The 22,759-nt window shown below is 58.2% G+C and carries 9 protein-coding genes; 6 read left to right on the forward strand and 3 right to left on the reverse strand.

The genetic code is table 11. The features are described from left to right. Nucleotides 1-306 precede the first annotated feature (306 nt). The 5 genes from AC1MEA_RS06665 to AC1MEA_RS06685 all read left to right on the forward strand — a co-directional run bounded on the left by AC1MEA_RS06665 (nt 307) and on the right by AC1MEA_RS06685 (nt 6,111). Nucleotides 307-1,797 carry an OmpA family protein gene (locus AC1MEA_RS06665; RefSeq protein WP_480917168.1) on the forward strand — a complete coding sequence of 497 codons (1,491 nt, stop codon included), beginning with the start codon at nt 307-309 and terminating at the stop codon, nt 1,795-1,797. Nucleotides 1,798-1,819: 22 nt separating this feature from the next. Then, on the forward strand, nt 1,820-3,352 hold the full coding sequence (locus AC1MEA_RS06670; protein ID WP_480917169.1) for a hypothetical protein: 1,533 nt from the start codon (nt 1,820-1,822) through the stop codon (nt 3,350-3,352). Beyond that, a complete protein-coding gene (locus AC1MEA_RS06675) occupies nt 3,352-4,185 on the forward strand; it encodes a hypothetical protein (protein WP_480917170.1) in 834 nt (277 codons plus the stop codon). The genes AC1MEA_RS06670 and AC1MEA_RS06675 overlap by 1 nt, the downstream gene beginning before the upstream one ends. 321 nt (nt 4,186-4,506) lie before the next feature. Continuing rightward, a complete protein-coding gene (locus AC1MEA_RS06680; RefSeq protein WP_480917171.1) occupies nt 4,507-4,899 on the forward strand; it encodes a hypothetical protein in 393 nt (130 codons plus the stop codon). A 204-nt stretch (nt 4,900-5,103) separates the two neighbouring features. Then, on the forward strand, nt 5,104-6,111 hold the full coding sequence (locus AC1MEA_RS06685) for an aldo/keto reductase (protein WP_480917172.1): 1,008 nt from the start codon (nt 5,104-5,106) through the stop codon (nt 6,109-6,111). Between the two features lie 33 nt (nt 6,112-6,144). Here the strand turns inward: AC1MEA_RS06685 and AC1MEA_RS06690 are convergent, their stop codons facing one another. From AC1MEA_RS06690 to AC1MEA_RS06700, 3 genes are read right to left on the reverse strand one after another with little or no spacing between them, the layout of a single operon-like run. After that, complete coding sequence (locus tag AC1MEA_RS06690) at nt 6,145-7,521, reverse strand: HlyD family type I secretion periplasmic adaptor subunit (protein WP_480917173.1); 1,377 nt, start codon at nt 7,519-7,521, stop codon at nt 6,145-6,147. Beyond that, nucleotides 7,511-9,664, reverse strand: a complete 2,154-nt coding sequence (locus AC1MEA_RS06695; RefSeq protein ID WP_480917174.1) for a type I secretion system permease/ATPase — start codon at nt 9,662-9,664, stop codon at nt 7,511-7,513. Before AC1MEA_RS06695 ends, AC1MEA_RS06690 begins: the two co-directional genes overlap by 11 nt. Before the next feature lie 47 nt (nt 9,665-9,711). Beyond that, complete coding sequence (locus AC1MEA_RS06700; RefSeq protein WP_449635498.1) at nt 9,712-11,058, reverse strand: TolC family outer membrane protein; 1,347 nt, start codon at nt 11,056-11,058, stop codon at nt 9,712-9,714. A 468-nt stretch (nt 11,059-11,526) separates the two neighbouring features. On the opposite strand from AC1MEA_RS06700, the gene AC1MEA_RS06705 reads away from it, so the two are divergent. After that, a complete protein-coding gene (locus tag AC1MEA_RS06705; RefSeq protein ID WP_480917175.1) occupies nt 11,527-22,680 on the forward strand; it encodes a retention module-containing protein in 11,154 nt (3,717 codons plus the stop codon). Nucleotides 22,681-22,759 lie beyond the last annotated feature (79 nt).

Consider the following 22,759-nt stretch of genomic DNA (forward strand, 5'->3'; position numbering starts at 1 on the left):
CGCAGGTCTGCGAGCGTGCTTCTGGCAGGCATCGATTGCCGGGCAACGTCGTTGCCCCGGCTTCAATGAAAGTGGTCGCCGACTGTTTTATTGACATCGAAATGCTACTACTATCCCCCGACATTTTGTAACACCCGTCAAAGCACGCACTCTCGGATGCCACGCCAACCTGATTAACCGTCGGGTCGCACGCTCTGGCAGGATGGCGTTCGTTGTGTGATGACACGGGATAGCAACGCGTTTTGCGTGGTATGGCACACCGACAAGTCTGTCAGGTGCCAAGGACAAAAAAGGAATCAGCAAGGGATGTTGAACTCAAGGAATGTGCGCCCGACAGCACTGGCTATGGCCATTGCTCTCGGTGTAACCGGTTGCGCCAGCGTCGATCACCAATTGGGCGGAATGGATAAGACCTCAGCATGCGTGGCTGGCGGCATGTTGGGTGCCGTGTTGGGCGCGGGTGTAGCGGTCGCCCTGGGCAAGAACGCTGCGGGCGGTGCAATCGCCGGTGCCGCTGTCGGATGCGGTGCGACGTTGGCGTATCAGGCACGCGTCAAGCGTCTGCAGGCGATTGCCACCGAGGAAGGCATGAGCATGCAGATCAAGGAGCTTGCAACTGCCCAGGCCCCCACTCAAGGCAAAAGCGCCCCCCAATCGCAACCCGTGGGCATAGAGGCACAGGTGCAGGACAGTGCAATGTTTGCCACTGGCTCTGCCGTGCTGACCGCCAATGGGGAACGTCAGCTGCGCAAGATGGCTGCGGTACTTGCGGAAGGCCAGAGCGGTACACAAACGTCGCCCAAGAAAATTCTGGTAGTGGGCCATACCGACTCCACCGGCAACGCCGAGCTCAACCAGCGGCTCTCGGAACAGCGTGCCCGCGCCGTGAGCACAATTCTCGCCCAGGCCGGTTTGCAGCCCGCGGACATCTATTACCAGGGTGCCGGTGCCTCGCGACCTGTGGCGGCTAACATCACGACCGAAGGTCGGGCACAGAACCGTCGAGTGGAATTGACCCAGGTCGATAACCAGCAACTGTTGGTTGCCCGTGTGCGCGCCGAGCGCAACAACCCCAAATACCTGGAACACGGTACCCGGACCAGCCCGGCGGCAACGACTGCCAGCGCACCGGTCAAAACACCGACCTTAAGCAAAGCCGACAAAGCCGAGCCCTCGCCTGTGACAGCCCAACCTGCGCCGTCCACAGGCATTCCGGTTCAGGGCAAAGGCGGTATCGATTTTGGCGGCCATCAGGTCGTCAGCATGGAGTCGGCACTGGCGCGCGGTATCGAGCCCAAGAAGTCGGTGTTCAGCGTTATTTCGCCGGCCTACGCCTCGGCTCCGGTAAGTTCCTGCGTCGCCGATATGCCACGTATGGCGGGCGAAGTAAAAAACCTGGCCACTGATCGAGCGCTGGTGGATATCGCCACCACTGACTACCTGCCAGGCATGAACGGTCGCCCTTGGGGCCAGGCCATCAACGGGCATGTCGCCTTGGTCGGGCCAGTCGCCATTCTCAAAGAAGATGCGACGGTGGCAGTACAGCCGTTCATGCAATTCATCCCTGACTACAAGACTTCAAAAAAACAGTCGGAAAAGATTCAGTCGATTGCCAACACCTTCGACGGTGAAACCAAAGTGCTGTACCGGGTTTTCGCGGTCGATGCATCGAAGTCACCGGTGTCCTGCATGGACATCGTGTTCGACAAAAGAACAGGCACCGCGACAGCCGGGGAACTGTTCTATCCAAAACAAGGCGAGGCTTTCGTCGCTGAATTCGAGCCGGTTCGTCGCTAACCAGATGAAATAGGGAAATAACATGCTGCAGACAATTCAGGCGTTCTTCATCGCCTACTGGTACATCGTCGTGCCTATCCTGGCGACGCTCTTTCTCATGATTCCGGTGGTCATCTACTGGAACAAAGTGCGTTACGGTTTAATGCTGGCCCGGCACAACGTCCCGCTGTTCGGGAAGATCAAGCATTGGGTCAATCATCCGGGCGAACAGAACCCGAAAACCCACTTCCTCGACGCCGAAACGCAGCTGTGCAGCGCCTACTACCACTACTACGTGGGCCATGTAAAAAACGGTCAGTTCTTTCAGAAGTGCGAAGATTATCTGATGAAAGTCAGCGAGGATCACCGCACCGAAAAAAGCATGTGGCTGTGGATGCTGGTGATCATGCTGATGGTGATCGAAGCCTCTGCGTTCGGCTACGCGTTGTCGCCATACGCTATGACACTCGCCACGCCCAACACCGCGCTGGCGGGTGCGTTTGGTATTGGTCTGGTTATTTCGATCATCGCCTTGCTGCTGTCTGAACTGACCGGTCGCCAACTGTATCTGAACCACATGGTCGGACAGATCATGGCCTACGCCACCATGCGCAAGAAAGGTGAGGACGGCGACTTCATCAAAAAAGACCGGCTCAACATCGACAAGACCTACGATGACAATGATCGCCCGGCGTATCAGCAGATGCTCAACCGCATCAAGGTCAACTACAGCAGGCAAACGCCAGCCAAGTCCTTCGGCATCACTGTCGCCTATGGCGTTTTCATCCTGATTCTGGCGGTTGCAGCCTTCTGGGTGCGGGCTGAAACCCTGCAAGCCCAAGAGGCCGAGTTGATCGCCAACCCTCCGGCCATCAGTGCTTCTGCCGATGACTTCCCATCCTCGAACGACTTCCCTATCACCGACGACATGAAGTCGCTGGGCAACGATTCGAAAACCAAAAGCGCCCAGGACCAGATCGATTCGATGCACCGCGCGTCGATGATCACTTTCGGCGTGCTCAGCGCACTGTTCGTATTCATTCAGTTCACCAGCACTTACCTGGCGTACTCCCGAGGCTTTGTTGGCAGCAAATCGAAAGAGGCCTGGGAGCAGACCGTCGGTTTTGCCAACGCCGATGAATATGTGGCCTATCACCGCCGCCTCGCAAGCTCCATTGCGGTTGACGCACAACAGGCGCTGAGCACGCTGCAAGCGCTGCTGTCGGCCCAGTTCCATATCTCTGGCACTGATCACAGCGAGAAGGAATCGAACAAGCACGCGCGTACCTTTGAGCGCTTCGTCGAAAATAAAAAGTCCGAACACCTGTCGGCCACCACCGACACCGTCGCGGCCGAAACACGGCAAGCCTCTGTGGTGACCTCCGTGGTCGATGTCACGCCAGAGCCCATCGCGCGGGTCCCCACCAAGGCTGCCGGTTTCGACCCGCACGCCTGGGGCAAACTGACCGGTTATGACGAGGACGACCTGGCCTATGTCGCAGGCAAGAAAGGCGTGGACGAAGCGCTGATCCGCCGTGCTTACAACCTCCAGATGCTGGACGAGCAGGAAAGCTGATGATGATCAAAACACTGATCGCTGTGCTGGCCTTTGTCCCGGTCATCGCATGGGGCGCTGAGCGCAACGACGTGCCAAGTTGCTATGAGCAAAGCAAGTTGACCGAGTTCAAGGCGCCCTCTTCGGGGCGCTTGTTGACGGTCATCATCGACCAGACCACGCCGCTGACCAAGGAACTGCAGCAGACCGCCTGGGGCCACATCAAACGGTTCATACAGCCTGGGGACAAGCTGCGGCTTTACAGCTTCAGCGCCTACCTGGAAGGGCACTACACCCGGCTGCAATTCTCCGGCACCCTGGAAAATCCGTTGCAAGACAGTGTGATTGGCGATGTACCGATGATGCCGGCGCGCAAACTGGGCAACTGCCTGAAAGCTCAACCGCAGGTGCTCTGGCAGAACTTCGGCAAGGCATTCGCAGCGACCATGGGCACCTCCAGCACGGACATTCCCCGCAGTGAGATCCTGTTCAGCCTGCGGGAAATTTCTGCCGACTTGCGCAATGCCAAAGACGCCAACGAACAGGTCATTTTCTTGATGTCCGACATGCTCGAATACAGCGACTTCGGCAGTTTCTATGCGGCTAACCGGATACGCGATATCAACCCCGCAGCTGAGTTGTCCAAGGTCGAAAAGCAAAATCTGTTTGCCGACTTCGCGGGAGCCCGTGTCTATGTTCACGGTGCTGCGTTCGTACCTCAAGACAACAAGAACGGCTACCGCTCCGGCAAACTGATCCAGAACTTGCAAAGCTTCTGGACAGGCTACTTTGAGCGCTCGCACGCCGAACTCAAAGGCTTCGGTACACCCGAGCTGACCGCGGTCGTGGAATAAAGGAGGGCATCGAGCCCCGACGGTTACAACAGGCTGCAACGGCTAATAATGACTGGCCGCTGCAGCCGACCTTGTTGCACTTTCCTGCCGCGCTTTCGGTTAAAAAATAGAACGCTGCGAGCATCAAAAAAACCATTTCCCTCGCAATACTCCCTCGCCTTGCCCGGAAAAAATAGCCAACGCTATGATTAGTATGATTTTTCCGTACTATCAATTTCAACGATGATCGGTAGCAACCTAATTAACTTCTTAATAAAAGGGAGCCGCGTAAAATTCACTCCACAGCAACAGACAACTTATAAACCTTGTGGAGCAAACATCATGAAAACTTCAAAACTGATTTTTGGCGTAGCGTTCTCGGTATTGGCCAGCAGCGCTTTCGCTCTTCCTGCTTTCGCCGAAAACGGCTCGGTTCATACCAGCGCGATTCATGTTGCCGCTGATGGTGCTGACCACGTGGGTGCAAACCGTGTAGCCGCTGATGGCGCTGACCACGTCGGTGCAAACCGTGTAGCTGCTGATGGTGCTGATCACGTCGGTGCAAACCGTGTCGCTGCCGATGGTGCTGATCACGTCGGTGCAAACCGTGTCGCCGCTGATGGTGCTGACCACGTCGGTGCAAACCGTGTAGCCGCTGATGGCGCTGACCACGTGGGTGCAAACCGTGTAGCCGCTGATGGTGCTGACCACGTTGGTGCAAACCGCGTGAGCTAACACCTCATGCAGGTCCTTTCAGCCCGGCTTTTGCCGGGCTTAAATTTGGGCGATGGAAAAGTTTTATCAGGTGCAGGAACGGTCACTTTGTCTGCTCAACTCGCTTGTGTTTGACAACGATCAGAAGATTGAGGACGGTAGCCAGGAAGAGTCGCTGCTGACGGTTCTGTTTTCCCCTTCCACTCATTGAAAAGGATATCGAGCATGACTTATCGCATTCTTGGCCAATCCGGCCTGCGGGTTTCTACGTTGACTCTTGGCTCCATGATGTTCGGCGAGCAGACCAGTACTGAAGAGTCCCTGCGCATCATCGACAAGGCTTGGGATCAGGGCGTCAATTTCATCGACACGGCGGATGTTTATGGCGGTGGGCGTTCCGAGGAAATCGTCGGGGAAGCCATCGCGTCACGGCGCAATGACTGGGTGGTAGCGACCAAGGTGGGCTATGGTCCCGCCAAAGGTGCGCCCAACTCCAGTGGGCTGAGCCGTAAACATGTTTTCAATGGCATCGAGGCCAGCCTGAACAGGCTGGGCACCGATTACGTAGACATCTATTACCTGCACCGCGAAGACCACGACACCCCGCTGGAAGTAACGGTGTCGGCCATCGGCGACCTGCTGCGCCAAGGCAAGATTCGCTACTGGGGCCTGTCCAACTATCGCGGCTGGCGCATCGCCGAAGTCGTGAATGTCGCCCAGCGCATGGGGGTGGATAAGCCCGTGATCAGCCAGCCGCTGTACAACATCACCAACCGTATGGCCGAGGTCGAACAAATCACCGCTGCAGCCTTTCATGGTTTGGGCGTGGTGCCTTACAGCCCTCTGGCGCGCGGTGTGCTCAGCGGCAAATACGCTCCCGACGTCACCCCCGACAGCAGCACCCGCGCCGGGCGTCAGGACAAACGTATCCTGGAAACCGAATGGCGGGTCGAGTCCCTGCGTATCGCGCAGAAAATCCAGGCGTACACCCAAGCCAAAGGCGTCGGCATCGTCGAGTTCGCCATCGCCTGGGTGCTGAACAACCAGGCCGTCTCTTCCGCCATTGTCGGGCCGCGCACCGAGCAACAGTGGGATGGCTACATCAAAGCCATGGACGTGAAAATCACTGCCGAAGACGAAGCGTTTATTGATTCGCTGGTCACACCTGGGCACTCGTCTACACCGGGTTACAACGATATCGCGCACTTTGTTTCGGGCCGGGTGGTGCGCTGATTGGCTGATATCTTGTAGGTGACTGACTCACCGCTACCGCTCGTGCATTGCTTCAGCGCGTGCTTTAAGCACGGGTTTTAGCAGGTAGCTGAGGATGCTTTTCTTGCCGGTGATGATGTCGACCGAAGCAACCATGCCAGGGATGATGAGCAGCGGGTGCTCATCGGTCCCCAGGTGACTGCGGTCGGTGCGCAGCTTGATGACATAGAAGGTGTTCTTCTTCTCTTCATCCTGAATGGTGTCGGCGCCGATCTGCTCAAGCTTGCCTTTCATCCCGCCGTAAATGGTGTAGTCATAGGCCGTGAATTTGATCATTGCCTCTTGGCCCGGGTGCAGGAAAGCGATGTCTTGCGGGCGAATGCGCGCTTCAACCAGTAGGGTGTCGTCCAGCGGAACGATCTCGGCCAGATCGCTGCCTGGCTGAATGACGCCGCCCACGGTATTGACCAACATTTGCTTGACGATGCCACGCACCGGCGAGGTCACCATGGTGCGGTTGACCCGGTCTTCCAGGCCTTTAGCGGTGGACTGGGCCTTGCTCAGGTCGGTGCGGGCCTCGTTCAGTTGGGTCAACGCTTCGCTACGGAACCTGCCACGGGTCTCGTCGATTTTCCGCTGCACCTCATTGATCGCCGCCTGTGCCCGAGGGATAGCCAACGTGGTGCCATCGAGCTGGCCACGGGTTTCCACTTCCGAGCGCTTTAGGCGCAAGACTTCCACAGGCGAAACAGCGCCCTGCTTGACCAACGGTTCGGACATGCCGATCTCTTGACGCAGCAGACTCAGGCTGTTGCGGTACTGCTCCTGCTTGGAACTGAACTCGCGCAACTCTTGCTGGCGCTGGATGAGTTGCTGCTGCAGACCACCTACCTCGTCAGCCAGTTGCTGACGACGGCTCATGTACAGCGACTCTTCGTTGGCCGCCTGATTAGGCACTGCTTTGCGCGCCGCAGGGGTGATGTTCAACGGTCGGTCATCCACGACCGCGCTCAAGCGCTCGACCCGCAGCTCCATCGACACCCGATCAGCCTCGGTCTCGCCCACGTTAGAGGCAAAGCGTGTGTCGTCCAGACGCACCAACGGCGCGCCGGCTTCGACGATCTGGCCTTCGTGAACATAGATTTGAGCGACGATACCGCCTTCAAGGTTCTGGATTTTCTGGATCTTGGAGGATGGAATCGCCTTGCCTTCGCCCTTGGTCACTTCATCAATGATCGCGAAGTGCGCCCATAGAAGAAGAAAGACAAAAAACGCGATGATCCCCCAAATGGTCAGCCGGACGATGCGCGGGGCATCGTCGATCAGGGCCTTTTCGACCTCTGGCATCGGCTGCCCCTCGAGGGAGGCAGAACCCTTGAAGTAACCAAAAATTGCATCTTTGAAGCGACCTGGACCGGACTTAAGCAACACTGATCTGCCCCTTCTTCAACGCTTCCATGACGGCGGCTTTAGGACCGTCGGCGAGAATCTGGCCACGGTCGATTACCAGCAGGCGATCAACCAGGCTGAGCAGTGAGGCGCGGTGTGTGACAAGAATCACGGTCTTGTTCTCGATGACGGCTTGCAGGCGCTGTTTCAAGCGCTCCTCGCCAGTGTTGTCCATGGCGCTGGTCGGTTCGTCCAGCAATAGGATCGGAGGGTTGAGCAACAATGCGCGAGCCAGCGCGACGTTCTGCCGCTGGCCACCGGAAAGGTTCTGCCCGCGCTCGCCGACTTGAAGTTCATAGCCTTGCGGGTGCAGCCGGGCGAACTCATGCACGCCGGCCAGTTCTGCTGCTTGCAGCACCGTTTCGTCGTCAACGTAGCGAGCGCCCGACACCAGATTGTCGCGCAAGGTACCTGCCAACAACTGAATGTCCTGCGCCACATAACCAATGTTGTGGCGCAGCTCACTCACGTCGATCTGGCGAATGTCGACGCCGTCTACCATCAAGGCGCCAGAGTCCGGCTGGTACAACCCGACCAGCAATTTTGCCAGTGAGCTTTTGCCGGAGCCGCTACGGCCAATGATGCCGATTTTTTCGCCGGGGCGAACCACCAGGTTGATGCCCTGCAAGGCGAGAGTCTGCTGGTTGGGATACGTGAAGTTCAGGTTGCGAAACTCCATCGCACCCTGCAAGACCTGACGGCTGAACGGGCGCTCGTCGAAATTGCGCTCTTGCGGCAGCTCCATCATCTGATCCACGGAAACCATGGTGACCTTGGCCTGCTGATAGCGGGTCAACAACCCCGACAGCTGCGCCAACGGCCCCAGTGCACGGCCACTGAGCATGTAGCAGGCCACCAGCCCGCCCATGCTGAGGTGGCCGTCAATGATCTGGTAAACACCGAAAATGATCATCGCTACGCCAGCAAGTTGCTGGATCAACAAGGTGATGTTCATGGCCAGACCCGACAGAACCTTGACCCGCAGCTCAAGGCGACTGAGGGTGCCAATGGTTTGCTCCCACTGATACTGGCGCTCGCTTTCGGCGTTGTTGACCTTTACCGCATCCAGACCGGCCAGGGTCTCGATCAGGCTCGACTGGCGCTCGGCACCCAGCGCCATGGTGCGTTCCAGGGTTGCCGTTAACGGTTTCTGCAAAAAGTGACCGATACCCAGCGCCAGCGGAAACGCGACGATGGGGATCCACACAAGGTTTCCGCCCAGCAGCGCGATGACCAGCAGAATGATCAGGGTGAACGGCAGGTCGATCAGGCTGGTCAGGGTCAGCGAGGTCAGGAAGTCACGCATGCCCTGAAACTCGTGAATGTTCTGAGCAAAGCTGCCCACCCGGGCAGGACGAAACTTCATGGACATGCCGACAATGCGCTCGAACAGCGTCGCCGAAATGATCAGGTCAGTCTTCTTGCCTGCCAGGTCCAGGCACAAGCTGCGCAGCCCCTTGAGTAATAAGTCGAACAGGTAGGCGCCGCAGATACCGGCGGCCAGCACCCACAAGGTCGTGGTTGCCTGATTGGGCACGACGCGGTCGTAGACGTTCATCACGAACAGCGGCGCGGCCAACGCGATCAAGTTGATCACCAGGCTGGCGGCAATCGCGTCGGCATACAGCCAGCGCGAACGTTTGAGTGTGTCGCGAAACCAGGAGCGCGCCCGAGGAATGAGCGATCCCTTGGTGACGTCGAATTTATGCTGCGGTTGGGCAAAGAACACCCGGCCGCTGTAATCCTCAGTCAGCACATCACGGCCGACGCGTACCTCGCCGCCGTCGCTTTCGCTCAGCAGCAGGCGCGCAGTATCGCCCTCCCAGCCCAACAAGACCGCGCAACGCGCGTCCTTGAGCAACAACATGGCGGGCAAGGCAATGGAAGGAATCTGCTCCAGACGACGCTGCAGCAGACGCCCCTGCAAACCGGCTCGCGCCGCTGCACGGGGCAGCAGGTCGGCACTCAACCGCTGCGACGGCAACGGCAGGCCGGTGGTCAACATCGCCCGGCTGGCGGGCTTGTGGTGCAGAGAGCAAAGTGTCAGCAGGCCGTCCAGCAACGGGTCATCATGCTGGCTGCGAGGATCATGGCTGAGTTGAACTGCACTTAATTCCGAATCCACGCTGACACTCTCTTTTAAGCAATTGAATGACCTGACTCAGTCAAGAATCAGTTCATGCCTGGCAGGTTTACTGACGGTTTCATATCGTTTTGCACAACGGATGCCATCGGCGCTACGACACCCTGACTTTTAAGCAACTGACCCATGTCGGCCTTGATGCGGTACTGAGTGTAAAGCTGCTGGTTCTTGATTTGCACCAAACGCTGCTGAGCGGTGAACAATTCGTTCTCGCTGTCGAGCAAGTCAAGCAGGGTGCGCTCACCCAAACTGAACTGTTGCTGGTAGGCAGTACGCACACTGTTGCTGCGGTCAACGTATTGCTGGGCAATCGGCAATTGCGCGTTGGCGTTGTTGTAGGCGTTCCAGGCCAGGCCGACTTCTTCATTCAACTGGCGCAGTGCGTTGTTGCGGATGTCCAGCGCCTGGTTGGCCTGGTAGGACTTGGATTCAAGCTCAGCTTTGTTGCTACCACCCGAATACAGGTTGAACCGCATGCGTACCATCGCTTCCCAGCTGTTGTTATGGCCTTGTTCGCCGCCGATGTTGTTGTCGGCAGTGCGGCCAAGCTCCGCATCGAAACGTGGGTAGAAACTCGACTTCGCGGCCTGATATTGCTTCTCGGCGGCGGCAATGTCTGACTCAGCAGAGCGCAGAACAGGGCTGTTCTCGATCATCTGCTGGCGCGCTTCGTTCAAATTTGCCGGCATCAAGGCGATAAAACCTTGTGGCGGGCTCAACTGATCGGGCAATTCGCCGACGGCGCTGAGGTAGTTGGTCTGGGCATCGGCCAAGTTGGCCTGCTCAGTCAGCAAGTTGTTTCGTGCCTGAGCCAGTCGCGCCTCGGCCTGGTCCATGTCCGCCATTCTTCCGACGCCACGGGTTGTACGCAATCTGATCTGATCAAAGATCCGCTCGTGGCTTTTCAAGTTTTCTTCAGCCAGACGCACCATCTCGCGGCGGGTTAGAACGTCCAGGTAAACTTGTGCAACGGTCAGCGCTGTACGCTCGGAAGTGTTCAACAGCGAATAGGCACGAGAGTTGACAGTGGCCTGTTGACGACCTACTTCACTGCTGGTGGCAAAGCCATCAAACAGCATCTGTTGCAAACGTACGCTGGACTCGCCTCGGTTCATGGTGTCCCAGCCGTTAGTGGTAACACGTGAGCTCGGCGTGTCAGAACCTTCGCGTCCGTAACCGGCCAATACGTCTACACGCGGCAGATAGCCACCCTTTGCAGCCCGCAAATTGTAGTCCGCGGCAATGCGACTGTTAACTCCAGCCTGGACTTCCGGGTGCACGTCCAGGGCCTTCTGCATGGCCTCTGGCAGACTTTGTGCTTGGACGAAACTGGCGGTCAGAGCGAAAGGAAGAGCCTTAAAGAAGTACGCACGCATGTAGGTTATATCCCGAGGACTTTCTGGTTTCAAAACACAGCAAAAACCGACCGCTGCATCGGAAAAATGGCAATCAAATGGACCGTTGTCGGAATGTTCTGAATGGGAACTGGATCACACAACAGAAAGCCGCGCTGCCATTTAAATATCAATGTGACATTACGGAGCGGATTGTTTAGGATGGCGCTGAATAGGTCAATAGTTTGGCAGAAAGTTAATTTTTGAAACAGTTAACGATGATAATTTGACGCCAAATATACGATGACTACTGTTGAACATAATTGAACACTTGAGCGCTGCATGTTACGAAGCAGTATATAAATATACGCGCTAATAACTTGACGCCAAATATACATCGAACGTTGTTGAACCTAATTGAACACTTAAGTACTCCACGTTACGAAGCGGCATATAAAAGCCGGTCGGCATAATGGATACCCACTGACGGTAAACCCGGAGAGTCCCCACATGAGCAGTGTTGTTGCCATCGTCAAAAGCATTGTTGGCCAAGTAATCGCAGTTTCCCCTGAAGGGATTCGTCGTGTACTCATTGAAGGGGATCGGCTGTTTGCCGGGGAACAAGCGCTGACAGGCCCTGAAGGTGCCGTGACGCTTGAACTCGCGGACGGCCGCAGCATTGATCTGGGCCGTGACACGCAGTGGAGTGCCGATGCACCGGACTCCGCCACCAACCTGGCGGAGGCTACCGCGCAAGCCGCGCCTTCGGTTGCAGAGTTGCAGCAGGCCATCGCCGCCGGGGCTGACCCGACGCAAGACCTCGAAGCGACCGCAGCCGGCCCAGCCGCCGCAGGCGTTGGCGGTGTTGCCGGAGGCGGCCACAGTTTTGTCGTGCTGGATGCCACGGCAGGCGTGGTCGCCCCTACGATCGGGTTCCCCACTGCAGGCATTGGCCTTTCTACCCTGTCGACCACCCAGACCGCTGCCGCCTTGGACACCAGTACGCCTCTGCGCGCCTCGACCTTGACCGTGACCGCTACCCAGACCTTGACGGAGGCTGGCGGTACGCTGGTGTACACCGCGACCGTAACCCAGGCGCCGCTGACCGACCTGACCATTACCTTGTCCAATGGCCAGACCATCGTGATCGCTGGCGGCCAGACCACGGGCAGCAGCTCCCTCCAGATCCAGGACCACAACACGCCTTACACAGATCCAAGCCAGATATCGACCACAGTGACCGGCACCACCGGCGGCGGAGGCCTGGTACTGACCATCGACCCGACGCCTGCGGTAACGCAGATCACCGACACCATCGATACCACGACGGTAACCCTGACGGCGGGCAGCAATACTGCCACCGAAGGCACGTCGATCACTTACACCGCGACGCTGACCAACCCGGCGCAGACCCCGGTGACCGTGACTCTGTCGGACGGCTCGACCATTACCATCGAAGCGGGCCAATCCACCGGCAGCATCAATGTTCCGGCCCCGGCGAATGATGTCTACAACACCAATACCACCCTCAGTACCACGATCACTGGCGCCACTGGCGGCAACTTCGAGAGCCTGGTACCCAACCCTGCGCCAGCGGTCGTGACCGTCACTGACTCGCCTGACACTACCGTGGCGAGCATCAGCGGCAACACGTCGGTGACCGAAGGCGAAACCGCCAGCTATACCATCAGCCTGACCCATCCGACGCAAACCGAAGTCACCGTGAACCTGACGTACAGCGGCACCGCAGCTGACGGCAGCGACTTCACTGGCGTAGCCAGCATCAAAGTGCCAGCCAACGCCAGCAGCGTCACGTTTGATATTCGTACGATCAACGACACGCTCACCGAAACCACCGAAAATTTCACCGTCAAAATCAACTCGGTCACCGGCGGCAACTTCGAACAACTGGTCATCAGCGAGACCAATGGCAGCGTTACCACCTCAATCATCGATAACGATGCATTGCCTGTGGTTGTCCTGGATACCGCGTCCGAGGGCTCCAACTATAAAACCGCCTTCACCGAAGGCGACACCGGCGTAAGCATTGTCGGCAAACTAAGCATCACTGATGTCGACAGTCCCCAGTTGCAAGGCGCGACAGTTACCCTGACCAATGCTCAGGCCGACGACACCCTGGTAGTGGGCAGCAATAACCCGGCGATCACTGTAGTCACCACGACCACCCCAAATGGTGAGTTGGTTCTGACCCTGAAGGGCGCCGCTACTCCGGCCGATTATCAGGCGGTGATCCAGTCGATCACCTTCAGCAACAGCAGCGAAAACCCGAGCGCCATCGACCGCACCATCACCATCACTGTTAACGACGGCCAGCACGACTCGGTCGCCAGTAGCACCGTGATCGCTGTGACGCCGGTCAACGACGCACCAGTCGTCGTGCTTGCGGAAGTGGCGCCTGCCTTCACCGAAGGCCAGGACAACGTGGCAGTGGCTGGCAACCTCAGCCTTAGCGACGTCGACAACGACACCCTGCAAAGCGGTACGGTCACCCTGACCGGCGCTCAAGACACTGACACCCTGACCGTCGGCAGTCCAAACGCCAAGATCACCGTGACCACCACCGAGGAAGGCGGCAACATCGTCCTGACCTTGTCGGGTGAAGCCACGAAGGCTGAATACCAGGCGCTGATCCAGTCGATCACGTACAGCAACACCAGTCAGGATCCGGGCGTATTGCCACGCGAGATTTCCGTGGTCGTCAACGACGGTAAACTGGACTCGAACGTCGCCACCACACCGCTGAACTTTACTGCCGTCAACGACGCACCCGAAGCCACTGGCGGCGCCGTTACCGGCACTGAAGACACCACGAAAACCCTGAACTGGTCTGACTTCGGTGTCAGTGATGTCGACTCCGCGGCCACCCGCCTGGGTATCGTTCTGACGCAGTTGCCTACCCACGGCACCTTGCAGCTGAACGGCGTGGACATCACGTCGCTCGACAACCTGGTCATCAGCAAAGCCGACATCGAGAGCGGCAAGCTGACCTTCGTGCCGGTCGCCAATGCTTCGGGCAGCGATTACGCAAGCATCGGCTTCCAGCCGAGTGACGGCACTACCCTGCTGGGTACCGCAGCCACTGTCACCATCAACGTGACGGCCGTGGCCGATGCACCCTCGCTGGAAGTCGCTCCGGCGGCTGGTGATGAAGACACGGCCATTAGCCTGACCATCAACCCGGCGCTGGTCGACACCGACGGTTCGGAAACCCTGAGCACCGTGATCAGTGACATTCCAATCGGTGCGGTACTGAGCGATGGCGTTCACTTCAGCGGCGAAGCCACTTCTGTCGACGTCAGCACCTGGGACCTGAGTAAGCTGACCATTACTCCGCCAGCAAATTTCAATGGCCCGATTACTCTGACGGTTACATCGACCTCGACTGAAAGCACCGGTGACAAAGCGCCGACCGTTGAAACCCTCACTATCAACGTGGCCCCGGTCAACGATGCGCCAGTTGTTCATCAGAACGGCGATGTCACCTTTAACAGCCAGTTCACTGAAGGCGACGCCATCGGCGCGAAAATTGTCAGCAGCGACCTGACTATTACCGATGTCGACAACCAGACGTTGGCCGGTGCGACTGTCAAGCTGAGCAACCCGCAGTCGGGCGATACGTTCCTGGCCCCGGAAAGCAGCACGATCAGTGCCGTGCAAACCACCGTTAACGGTGTGTTGGTACTGACCCTGACCGGCACCGCTACCGCCGCCGAATACGCTGATTACATCAAGCAGATCACCTTCAGCAACGACAGCCAGGACCCAAGCGCGCTGCCGCGCGAGCTCACCATCAGCGTGACCGACGGCACCGACAGCTCGATCCTGGTCAACACCACCATCGCGGTGGTACCGGTCAACGATGCCCCGATCGTCGTCAATGCCACAGACAACAATAACGAAGACCATCTCGTCACAGTGAACTTGAGCGGCAGCGATGTGGACGGCAACGTCGCCCACTTCAAGCTTGATAGCTTGCCGAGCAATGGCAAGTTGTACAGCGATGCCGCCATGACCCACGAGCTAAGCGCCGGGGATATGGTCGACGCCACGGTTGATGGCAAAGCTGCGGTTTACTTCATGCCGACGCAGGACTGGAGTGGCAGCACCAACTTCACTTTTACCTCGATCGATAATCAGGGCATGTCGAGCGCAACGATTGCCACCGGCAGCATTGTGGTCGCACCGGTGACGGACACCCCGCATCTCGCATTGACCGCCAACAGCACCGTGACAACGATCAACTTCGACGACGGGAAGCTGGGCGCGGCCTGGCATACAGACAACAGTGGCGGCACGGTCGAAATTGGCAAAGGCACTGTTTACGGCGCAGGTACGGATAACCTGGTCGTCGAACTGGAGCGCAATACTGGTGATCCCTCCAACCTCTACACCACTGTTGAGGCACGAGCCGGTGCAACCTACACCGTATCGGTCGACTATTCACCGCGCGACGGGGCGCTGGATAACTCGCTGATCAATGTGTTCTGGGGCACTACCCAGATCGGTACGCTGAACGCCTCTGAAGCGGGCATGAAGACCTACACCTTCGAGATACCGGTTACGACCGATGGCGCAGCCAAGCTCGAATTCCGCGCGGCAGACAGTAATTCCGTCGGCGGCGTACTGGACAACATTTCCGTTACGGAGACGCTGAACACAGGCCTGGAAGACCACGCCATTCTGCTGTCGACCATTGAGGCTTATGCGACCGATATCGATCACTCGGAATCGTTCAAGCTGCAAATAAGCAACTTGCCCGTGGGTTCGACAATCACTGACGGTACCGGAGCACACACGTTCACCTCTACCGTAGGCAACACGGTTCTGGATATCACGGACTGGAAACTGAGCACGCTGATGTTCACTCCACCGGCGAACGCAAACGGCCTCATGCCGCTGACCGTTACCGCCACCGCACAAGACGGTACAGCAGCCCCTGTCAGCGAGACGATAACGATCCCGGTCAAGGTCATTGCAGTCAATGACGCGCCAATTATCGACGTGGTTGCCAACAACCTGACTGAAGACAATACCTCTGCGGGTACCGTCGCCGGCAAGTTCACCATCAGCGATATAGAGACGGCCACCGCCGATCTCAAAGTCAGCTTCACCGGGAACACCAACAACGCCGGCTACTACACCATTGCTGGCACCGATGTGCTCCTGACCGCTAAGGGTGCCGCCTTCGTCAATGCCGGCAACAAGCTGCCGGCCATCGACCTGACCGTCAGCGACGGTGACAAAACCGGCCATGACAGCGCCACCCCGACCGTGACCCTGGTCAACGATGCGCCAGTGATCGACGTGACGGCCAACAGCCTGACCGAAAACAGCGTGGCTGCAGGAACCGTCGCCGGTAAATTCACTATCAGCGACGAAGACACCGCAACCAAAGACCTTACCGTCAGCTTCACTGGCACCTCCAACAGCGCCGGTTACTACGCCGTTTCGGGCAGCAATGTGATCCTGACCGCCGCGGGCGCCGCGTTCGTCAACGCAGGGAATAAACTGCCCGCCATCGACCTGACCGTCAGCGACGGCCAGAAAACCGGGCATGACAGCGCCACCCCGACCGTGACCCTGGTCAATGATGCCCCGGTGATCGACGTGACGGCCAATAGCCTGACCGAAGACAGCGTGGCTGCAGGAACCGTCGCCGGTAAATTCACCATCAGCGACGAAGAGACTGCCACCAAGGACCTCACCGTCAATTTCACCACTAATACCAACAACGCTGGCTACTACACCATTGCTGGCACCGATGTGCTCCTGACCGCTAAGGGTGCAGCCTTCGTCAATGCCGGGAACAAGCTGCCCGCCATCGACCTGACGGTCAGCGACGGTCAGAAAGCCGGCCACGACAGCGCCACCCCGACCGTGACCTTGGTCAACGATGCACCGGTGATCGACGTGATTGCCAACAGCCTGACCGAAGACGCGGTCACAACCGGCACCGTTGCCGGCACCTTCAAAGTCAGCGACGAAGACACCCTGACTGCAAACCTCAAGGTCGACTTCACGGGCACCACCAACAGTGCCGGTTACTACGCCATCGCTGGCTCCAATGTGGTCCTGACCGCTGCCGGTGCAGCGTTCGTCAACGCAGGAAATAAACTCCCGGCCATCGACCTGACCGTCAGCGACGGCCAGAAAACCGGCCACGACAGCGACACCCCGGCCGTGACCCTGGTCAACGATGCACCGGTGATCGACGTGATTGCCAACAGCCTGACCGAAGACGCGGTCACAACCGGCACCGTTGCCGGCACCTTCAAAGTTAGCGACGAAGACACCCTGACTGCAAACCTCAAGGTCGACTTCACGGGCACCACCAACAGTGCCGGTTACTACGCCATCGCTGGCTCCAATGTGGTCCTGACCGCTGCCGGTGCAGCGTTCGTCAACGCAGGAAATAAACTCCCGGCCATCGACCTGACCGTCAGCGACGGCCAGAAAACCGGCCACGACAGCGACACCCCGGCCGTGACCCTGGTCAACGATGCACCGGTGATCGACGTGATTGCCAACAGCCTGACCGAAGACGCGGTCACAACCGGCACCGTTGCCGGCACCTTCAAAGTCAGCGACGAAGACACCCTGACTGCAAACCTCAAGGTCGACTTCACGGGCACCACCAACAGCGCCGGTTACTACGTGATTTCGGGTACCGATGTGATCCTGACCGCTGCCGGTGCAGCGTTCGTCAACGCCGGGAATAAACTCCCGGCCATCGACCTGACGGTCAGCGACGGCCAGAAAACCGGCCACGACAGCGACACTCCGGCCGTGACCCTGGTCAACGATGCACCGGTGATCGACGTGATTGCCAACAGCCTGACCGAAGACGCGGTCACAACCGGCACCGTTGCCGGCACCTTCAAAGTCAGCGACGAAGACACCCTGACTGCAAACCTCAAGGTCGACTTCACGGGCACCACCAATAGCGCCGGTTACTACGCCATCGCTGGCTCCAATGTGGTTCTGACCGCAGCGGGCGCCGCCTTCGTCAACGCCGGGAATAAACTCCCGGCCATCGACCTGACCGTCAGCGACGGCCAGAAAACCGGCCACGACAGCGACACCCCGGCCGTGACCCTGGTCAACGATGCACCGGTAATCGACGTGATTGCCAACAGCCTGACCGAAGATGCGGTCACAACCGGCACTGTCGCCGGTAAGTTCACCATCAGCGACGAAGACACCCTGACTGCAAACCTCAAGGTCGACTTCACGGGCACCACCAATAGCGCCGGTTACTACGCCATCGCTGGCTCCAATGTGGTTCTGACCGCAGCGGGCGCCGCCTTCGTCAACGCCGGGAATAAACTCCCGGCCATCGACCTGACCGTCAACGACGGCCAGAAAACCGGCCATGACAGCGACACCCCGGCCGTGACCCTGGTCAACGATGCACCGGTGATCGACGTGATTGCCAACGGCCTGACTGAAGACGCGGTCACAACCGGTACTGTCGCCGGCAAGTTCACCATCAGCGACGAAGACACCGCCAACCTGACGGTCAGCTTCACGGGCACCACCAACAGTGCTGGCTACTACGCCATCGCTGGCTCCAATGTGGTTCTGACCGCAGCGGGCGCCGCCTTCGTCAACGCCGGGAATAAACTCCCCGCTATCGACCTGACCGTCAACGACGGCCAGAAAACCGGCCATGACAGCGACACTCCGGCCGTGACCCTGGTCAACGATGCGCCGGTAATCGACGTGGTTGCCAACAGCCTGACTGAAGACGCGGTCACAACCGGTACTGTCGCCGGCAAGTTCACCATCAGCGACGAAGACACCGCCAACCTGACGGTCAGCTTCACGGGCACCACCAACAGTGCTGGCTACTACGCCATCGCTGGCTCCAATGTGGTCCTGACCGCTGCAGGCGCCGCGTTCGTCAACGCCGGGAATAAACTCCCGGCCATCGACCTGACCGTCAACGACGGCCAGAAAACCGGCCATGACAGCGACACTCCGGCCGTGACCCTGGTCAACGATGCACCGGTGATCGACGTGATTGCCAACAGCCTGACCGAAGATGCGGTCACAACCGGCACTGTCGCCGGTAAGTTCACCATCAGCGACGAAGACACCCTGACTGCAAACCTCAAGGTCGACTTCACGGGCACCACCAATAGCGCCGGTTACTACGCCATCGCTGGCTCCAATGTGGTTCTGACCGCAGCGGGCGCCGCCTTCGTCAACGCCGGGAATAAACTCCCGGCCATCGACCTGACCGTCAACGACGGCCAGAAAACCGGCCATGACAGCGACACCCCGGCCGTGACCCTGGTCAACGATGCACCGGTGATCGACGTGATTGCCAACGGCCTGACTGAAGACGCGGTCACAACCGGTACTGTCGCCGGCAAGTTCACCATCAGCGACGAAGACACCGCCAACCTGACGGTCAGCTTCACGGGCACCACCAACAGTGCTGGCTACTACGCCATCGCTGGCTCCAATGTGGTTCTGACCGCAGCGGGCGCCGCCTTCGTCAACGCCGGGAATAAACTCCCCGCTATCGACCTGACCGTCAACGACGGCCAGAAAACCGGCCACGACAGCGACATCCCGAATGTGATTCTGGTCAACGATGCGCCGGTAATCGACGTGGTTGCCAACAGCCTGACTGAAGACGCGGTCACAACCGGTACTGTCGCCGGTAAGTTCACCATCAGCGACGAAGACACCCTGACTGCAAACCTCAAGGTCGACTTCACGGGCACCACCAACAGCGCCGGTTACTACGTGATTTCGGGTACCGATGTGATCCTGACCGCTGCAGGCGCCGCGTTCGTCAACGCCGGGAATAAACTGCCCGCCATCGACCTGACCGTCAACGACGGCCAGAAAACCGGCCATGACAGCGACATCCCGAATGTGATTCTGGTCAACGATGCGCCGGTAATCGACGTGGTTGCCAACAGCCTGACTGAAGACGCGGTCACAACCGGCACCGTTGCCGGTAAGTTCACCATCAGCGACGAAGACACCCTGACTGCAAACCTCAAGGTCGACTTCACCGGCACCACCAACAGCGCCGGTTACTACGCCATCGCTGGCAGCAACGTGATCCTGACCGCTGCAGGCGCCGCGTTCGTCAACGCCGGGAATAAATTGCCGGCCATTGATCTGACCGTCAGCGACGGCCAGAAAACCGGCCATGACAGCGACATCCCGAATGTGATTCTGGTCAACGATGCGCCGGTAATCGACGTGGTTGCCAACAGCCTGACTGAAGACGCGGTCACAACCGGCACCGTTGCCGGTAAGTTCACCATCAGCGACGAAGACACCCTGACTGCAAACCTCAAGGTCGACTTCACGGGCACCACCAACAGCGCCGGTTACTACGTGATTTCGGGTACCGATGTGATCCTGACCGCTGCAGGCGCCGCGTTCGTCAACGCCGGGAATAAATTGCCGGCCATCGACCTGACCGTCAACGACGGCCAGAAAACCGGCCATGACAGCGACATCCCGAATGTGATTCTGGTCAACGACGCGCCAGTGCTGGATCTGAACAGTGCAGACGGCAGCAGCTCGATCAACTACAGCGCGACGTATATCGAACGCTCGGCAAGTGGTACGGCAATCACCGGCAACTTGACCCTGACTGACGTCGATAGCAGCAAATTGCAGAGCGCGACGATCATGCTGGGTAATGCGAGCACGGGCGATCAGCTCACTTCAAGCCTGGTGTCTGTAGGCGGAACCTATCAGGGCATCACGGTAAGTCAGGTCGGTACTGACGCCAGTGGCAAAATTGTCTTGAGCCTCTCTGGCGACGCGACGCTGAGCACCTACGAAACCCTGATCGAATCGTTCAAGTTTTCCAGCACCAGCCAATACCCGACCACGGGTGATCGCAACATCACCATCTCCGTGAAGGATAGCGAGGGTACCGCCAGCCTTGATTCGGTTACCGCAAAGAGCACCATTACCGTGGCTGCGCAGGTGTACGATCATCAGGTCGGCAGTATCGGCGGCGATTCGCTGAACAGCACCGTGGTTGACGGCGCAACGGTCAACAGCATCATCGTTGGCGACAAGAGCGGTACCACCGCGGGCAAGAACTACAACATTGCGTTCGTGGTCGATACGTCAGGCAGTATCGGTTCGACAGCCATGAACTCGATCAAGTCCCAGCTATCGAGCGTGTTCGACACCCTGATCAAGAACGCAGGTGCCGATAAATCGGGCGTTGTGAAAGTGCTTCTGATCGACTTCGATACCAAAGTCGAAGCAGAAGTCTCAGTCAACCTCTCCAACGCAACAGACGCCAAGGCTGCGCTGCAGAAAGTGCTGGACGGCATGGTCTCCAACCAAAGCGATAGTACCAACTACGAAGACGCCTTCAAGGCGGCTGCCAACTGGTTCAAGAGCACTGATGCAACCAGCAATACCGGTGCGTCTAATTTGACGTACTTCATCACAGATGGTGCACCTAATTATTACTCGACCGCTGTTGATAACCCATCGCTGGGCAGTACGTTAAAGAAGAATGGTGTAGACGTTAGCTTTGATAGCATCGTGAACGGCTCTAACTACGTCCTTGGCCAGACACACGCTGTGACTACGCAAATCAACGGCCAGCAGTTCGAGGTAGTCAGCAGCACTGGGCAGGTTTACTCGTATAGCGCAAATGGTAACAAGACTTCGCTGGGCTATGTCGTAGCCGACGGTAACGGCAACTACGACGTGGGTACGTCTATATCCGCGAGCCAGAACACTTCGCTGACAGAAGGCAGTGCCGCCTACGCACAACTGATCGGCTCAGCGAGCAATATGCAGGTGGAGGCCATCGCCCTGGGCAGCAACATCAACACCACCGTGCTTAAAAACTTCGATACCGATGGCACGGTTCAAACCATTGATACGAGCAAACTTTCCGACGCGATCACCAGCCACTACACCGCACCGGGTGATGACACGGTCACCGGTGGTACCGGCAACGACATCCTGTTTGGTGACCTGATCAGCTACAACAAACTCGAAGGTAGCGACGCACTTCGAGCATTTGCTGCCGATCAGCTGTCCAAACCGGTCGCAGATATCGATGATCGTACGCTCCATCAGTACGTAGCCGAACACGTAAACGCGGTCGGCACGCTGGCCAACGCCTCGAACATTTACAGCACTGCCGACGGTAATGACACCCTGATCGGTAATAGCGGTGACGACATACTGTTCGGCCAAGGCGGTAACGATAACCTCAGCGGCGGCTTGGGCAACGACATCCTGATTGGCGGCAAGGGCAACGACATACTGACCGGCGGCGCTGGCGCAGATACCTTCGTCTGGCTCAAGGGCGATACCAATACCACTGCAACTACCGGTACTGGTCTCGGCACTGACGTGATCAAGGATTTCAGTACTGCACAAGGCGACAAGCTTGACCTGCGCGATCTGCTGCAGGGGGAGACGGATGCGACCCTGACGAACTTCCTCAAAGCCACTGTCGTCGGCGCCAATACAACGCTGGATATCAGCACCACAGGCCAGCTGAACGCTACTGGCGGCGCCGCCAACGCCGACGTTCATATCACCGTTGAAGGGGTGACCTGGAACAACGATATGATCAAATCGCTGGTGGCCGGCACCGATCCAACCATCAAGATTGACCACAGCTGATAAAGCCCGCCCGCGATGATGTAGAGTCTGAACTAACATCATCGCGGGCAGCGCCTTCCTGTTGTTTCGGGCAGGACTT

The organism is Pseudomonas sp. ASL8, assembly GCF_056680355.1.

Coding starts and splice junctions, on each gene's coding strand:
- AC1MEA_RS06700 (WP_449635498.1), bottom strand. CDS start 11,058: ATGCGTGCGTACTTCTTTAAGGCTCTTCCTTTCGCTCTGACCGCCAGT.
- AC1MEA_RS06685 (WP_480917172.1), top strand. CDS start 5,104: ATGACTTATCGCATTCTTGGCCAATCCGGCCTGCGGGTTTCTACGTTG.
- AC1MEA_RS06670 (WP_480917169.1), top strand. CDS start 1,820: ATGCTGCAGACAATTCAGGCGTTCTTCATCGCCTACTGGTACATCGTC.
- AC1MEA_RS06705 (WP_480917175.1), top strand. CDS start 11,527: ATGAGCAGTGTTGTTGCCATCGTCAAAAGCATTGTTGGCCAAGTAATC.
- AC1MEA_RS06680 (WP_480917171.1), top strand. CDS start 4,507: ATGAAAACTTCAAAACTGATTTTTGGCGTAGCGTTCTCGGTATTGGCC.
- AC1MEA_RS06665 (WP_480917168.1), top strand. CDS start 307: ATGTTGAACTCAAGGAATGTGCGCCCGACAGCACTGGCTATGGCCATT.
- AC1MEA_RS06675 (WP_480917170.1), top strand. CDS start 3,352: ATGATGATCAAAACACTGATCGCTGTGCTGGCCTTTGTCCCGGTCATC.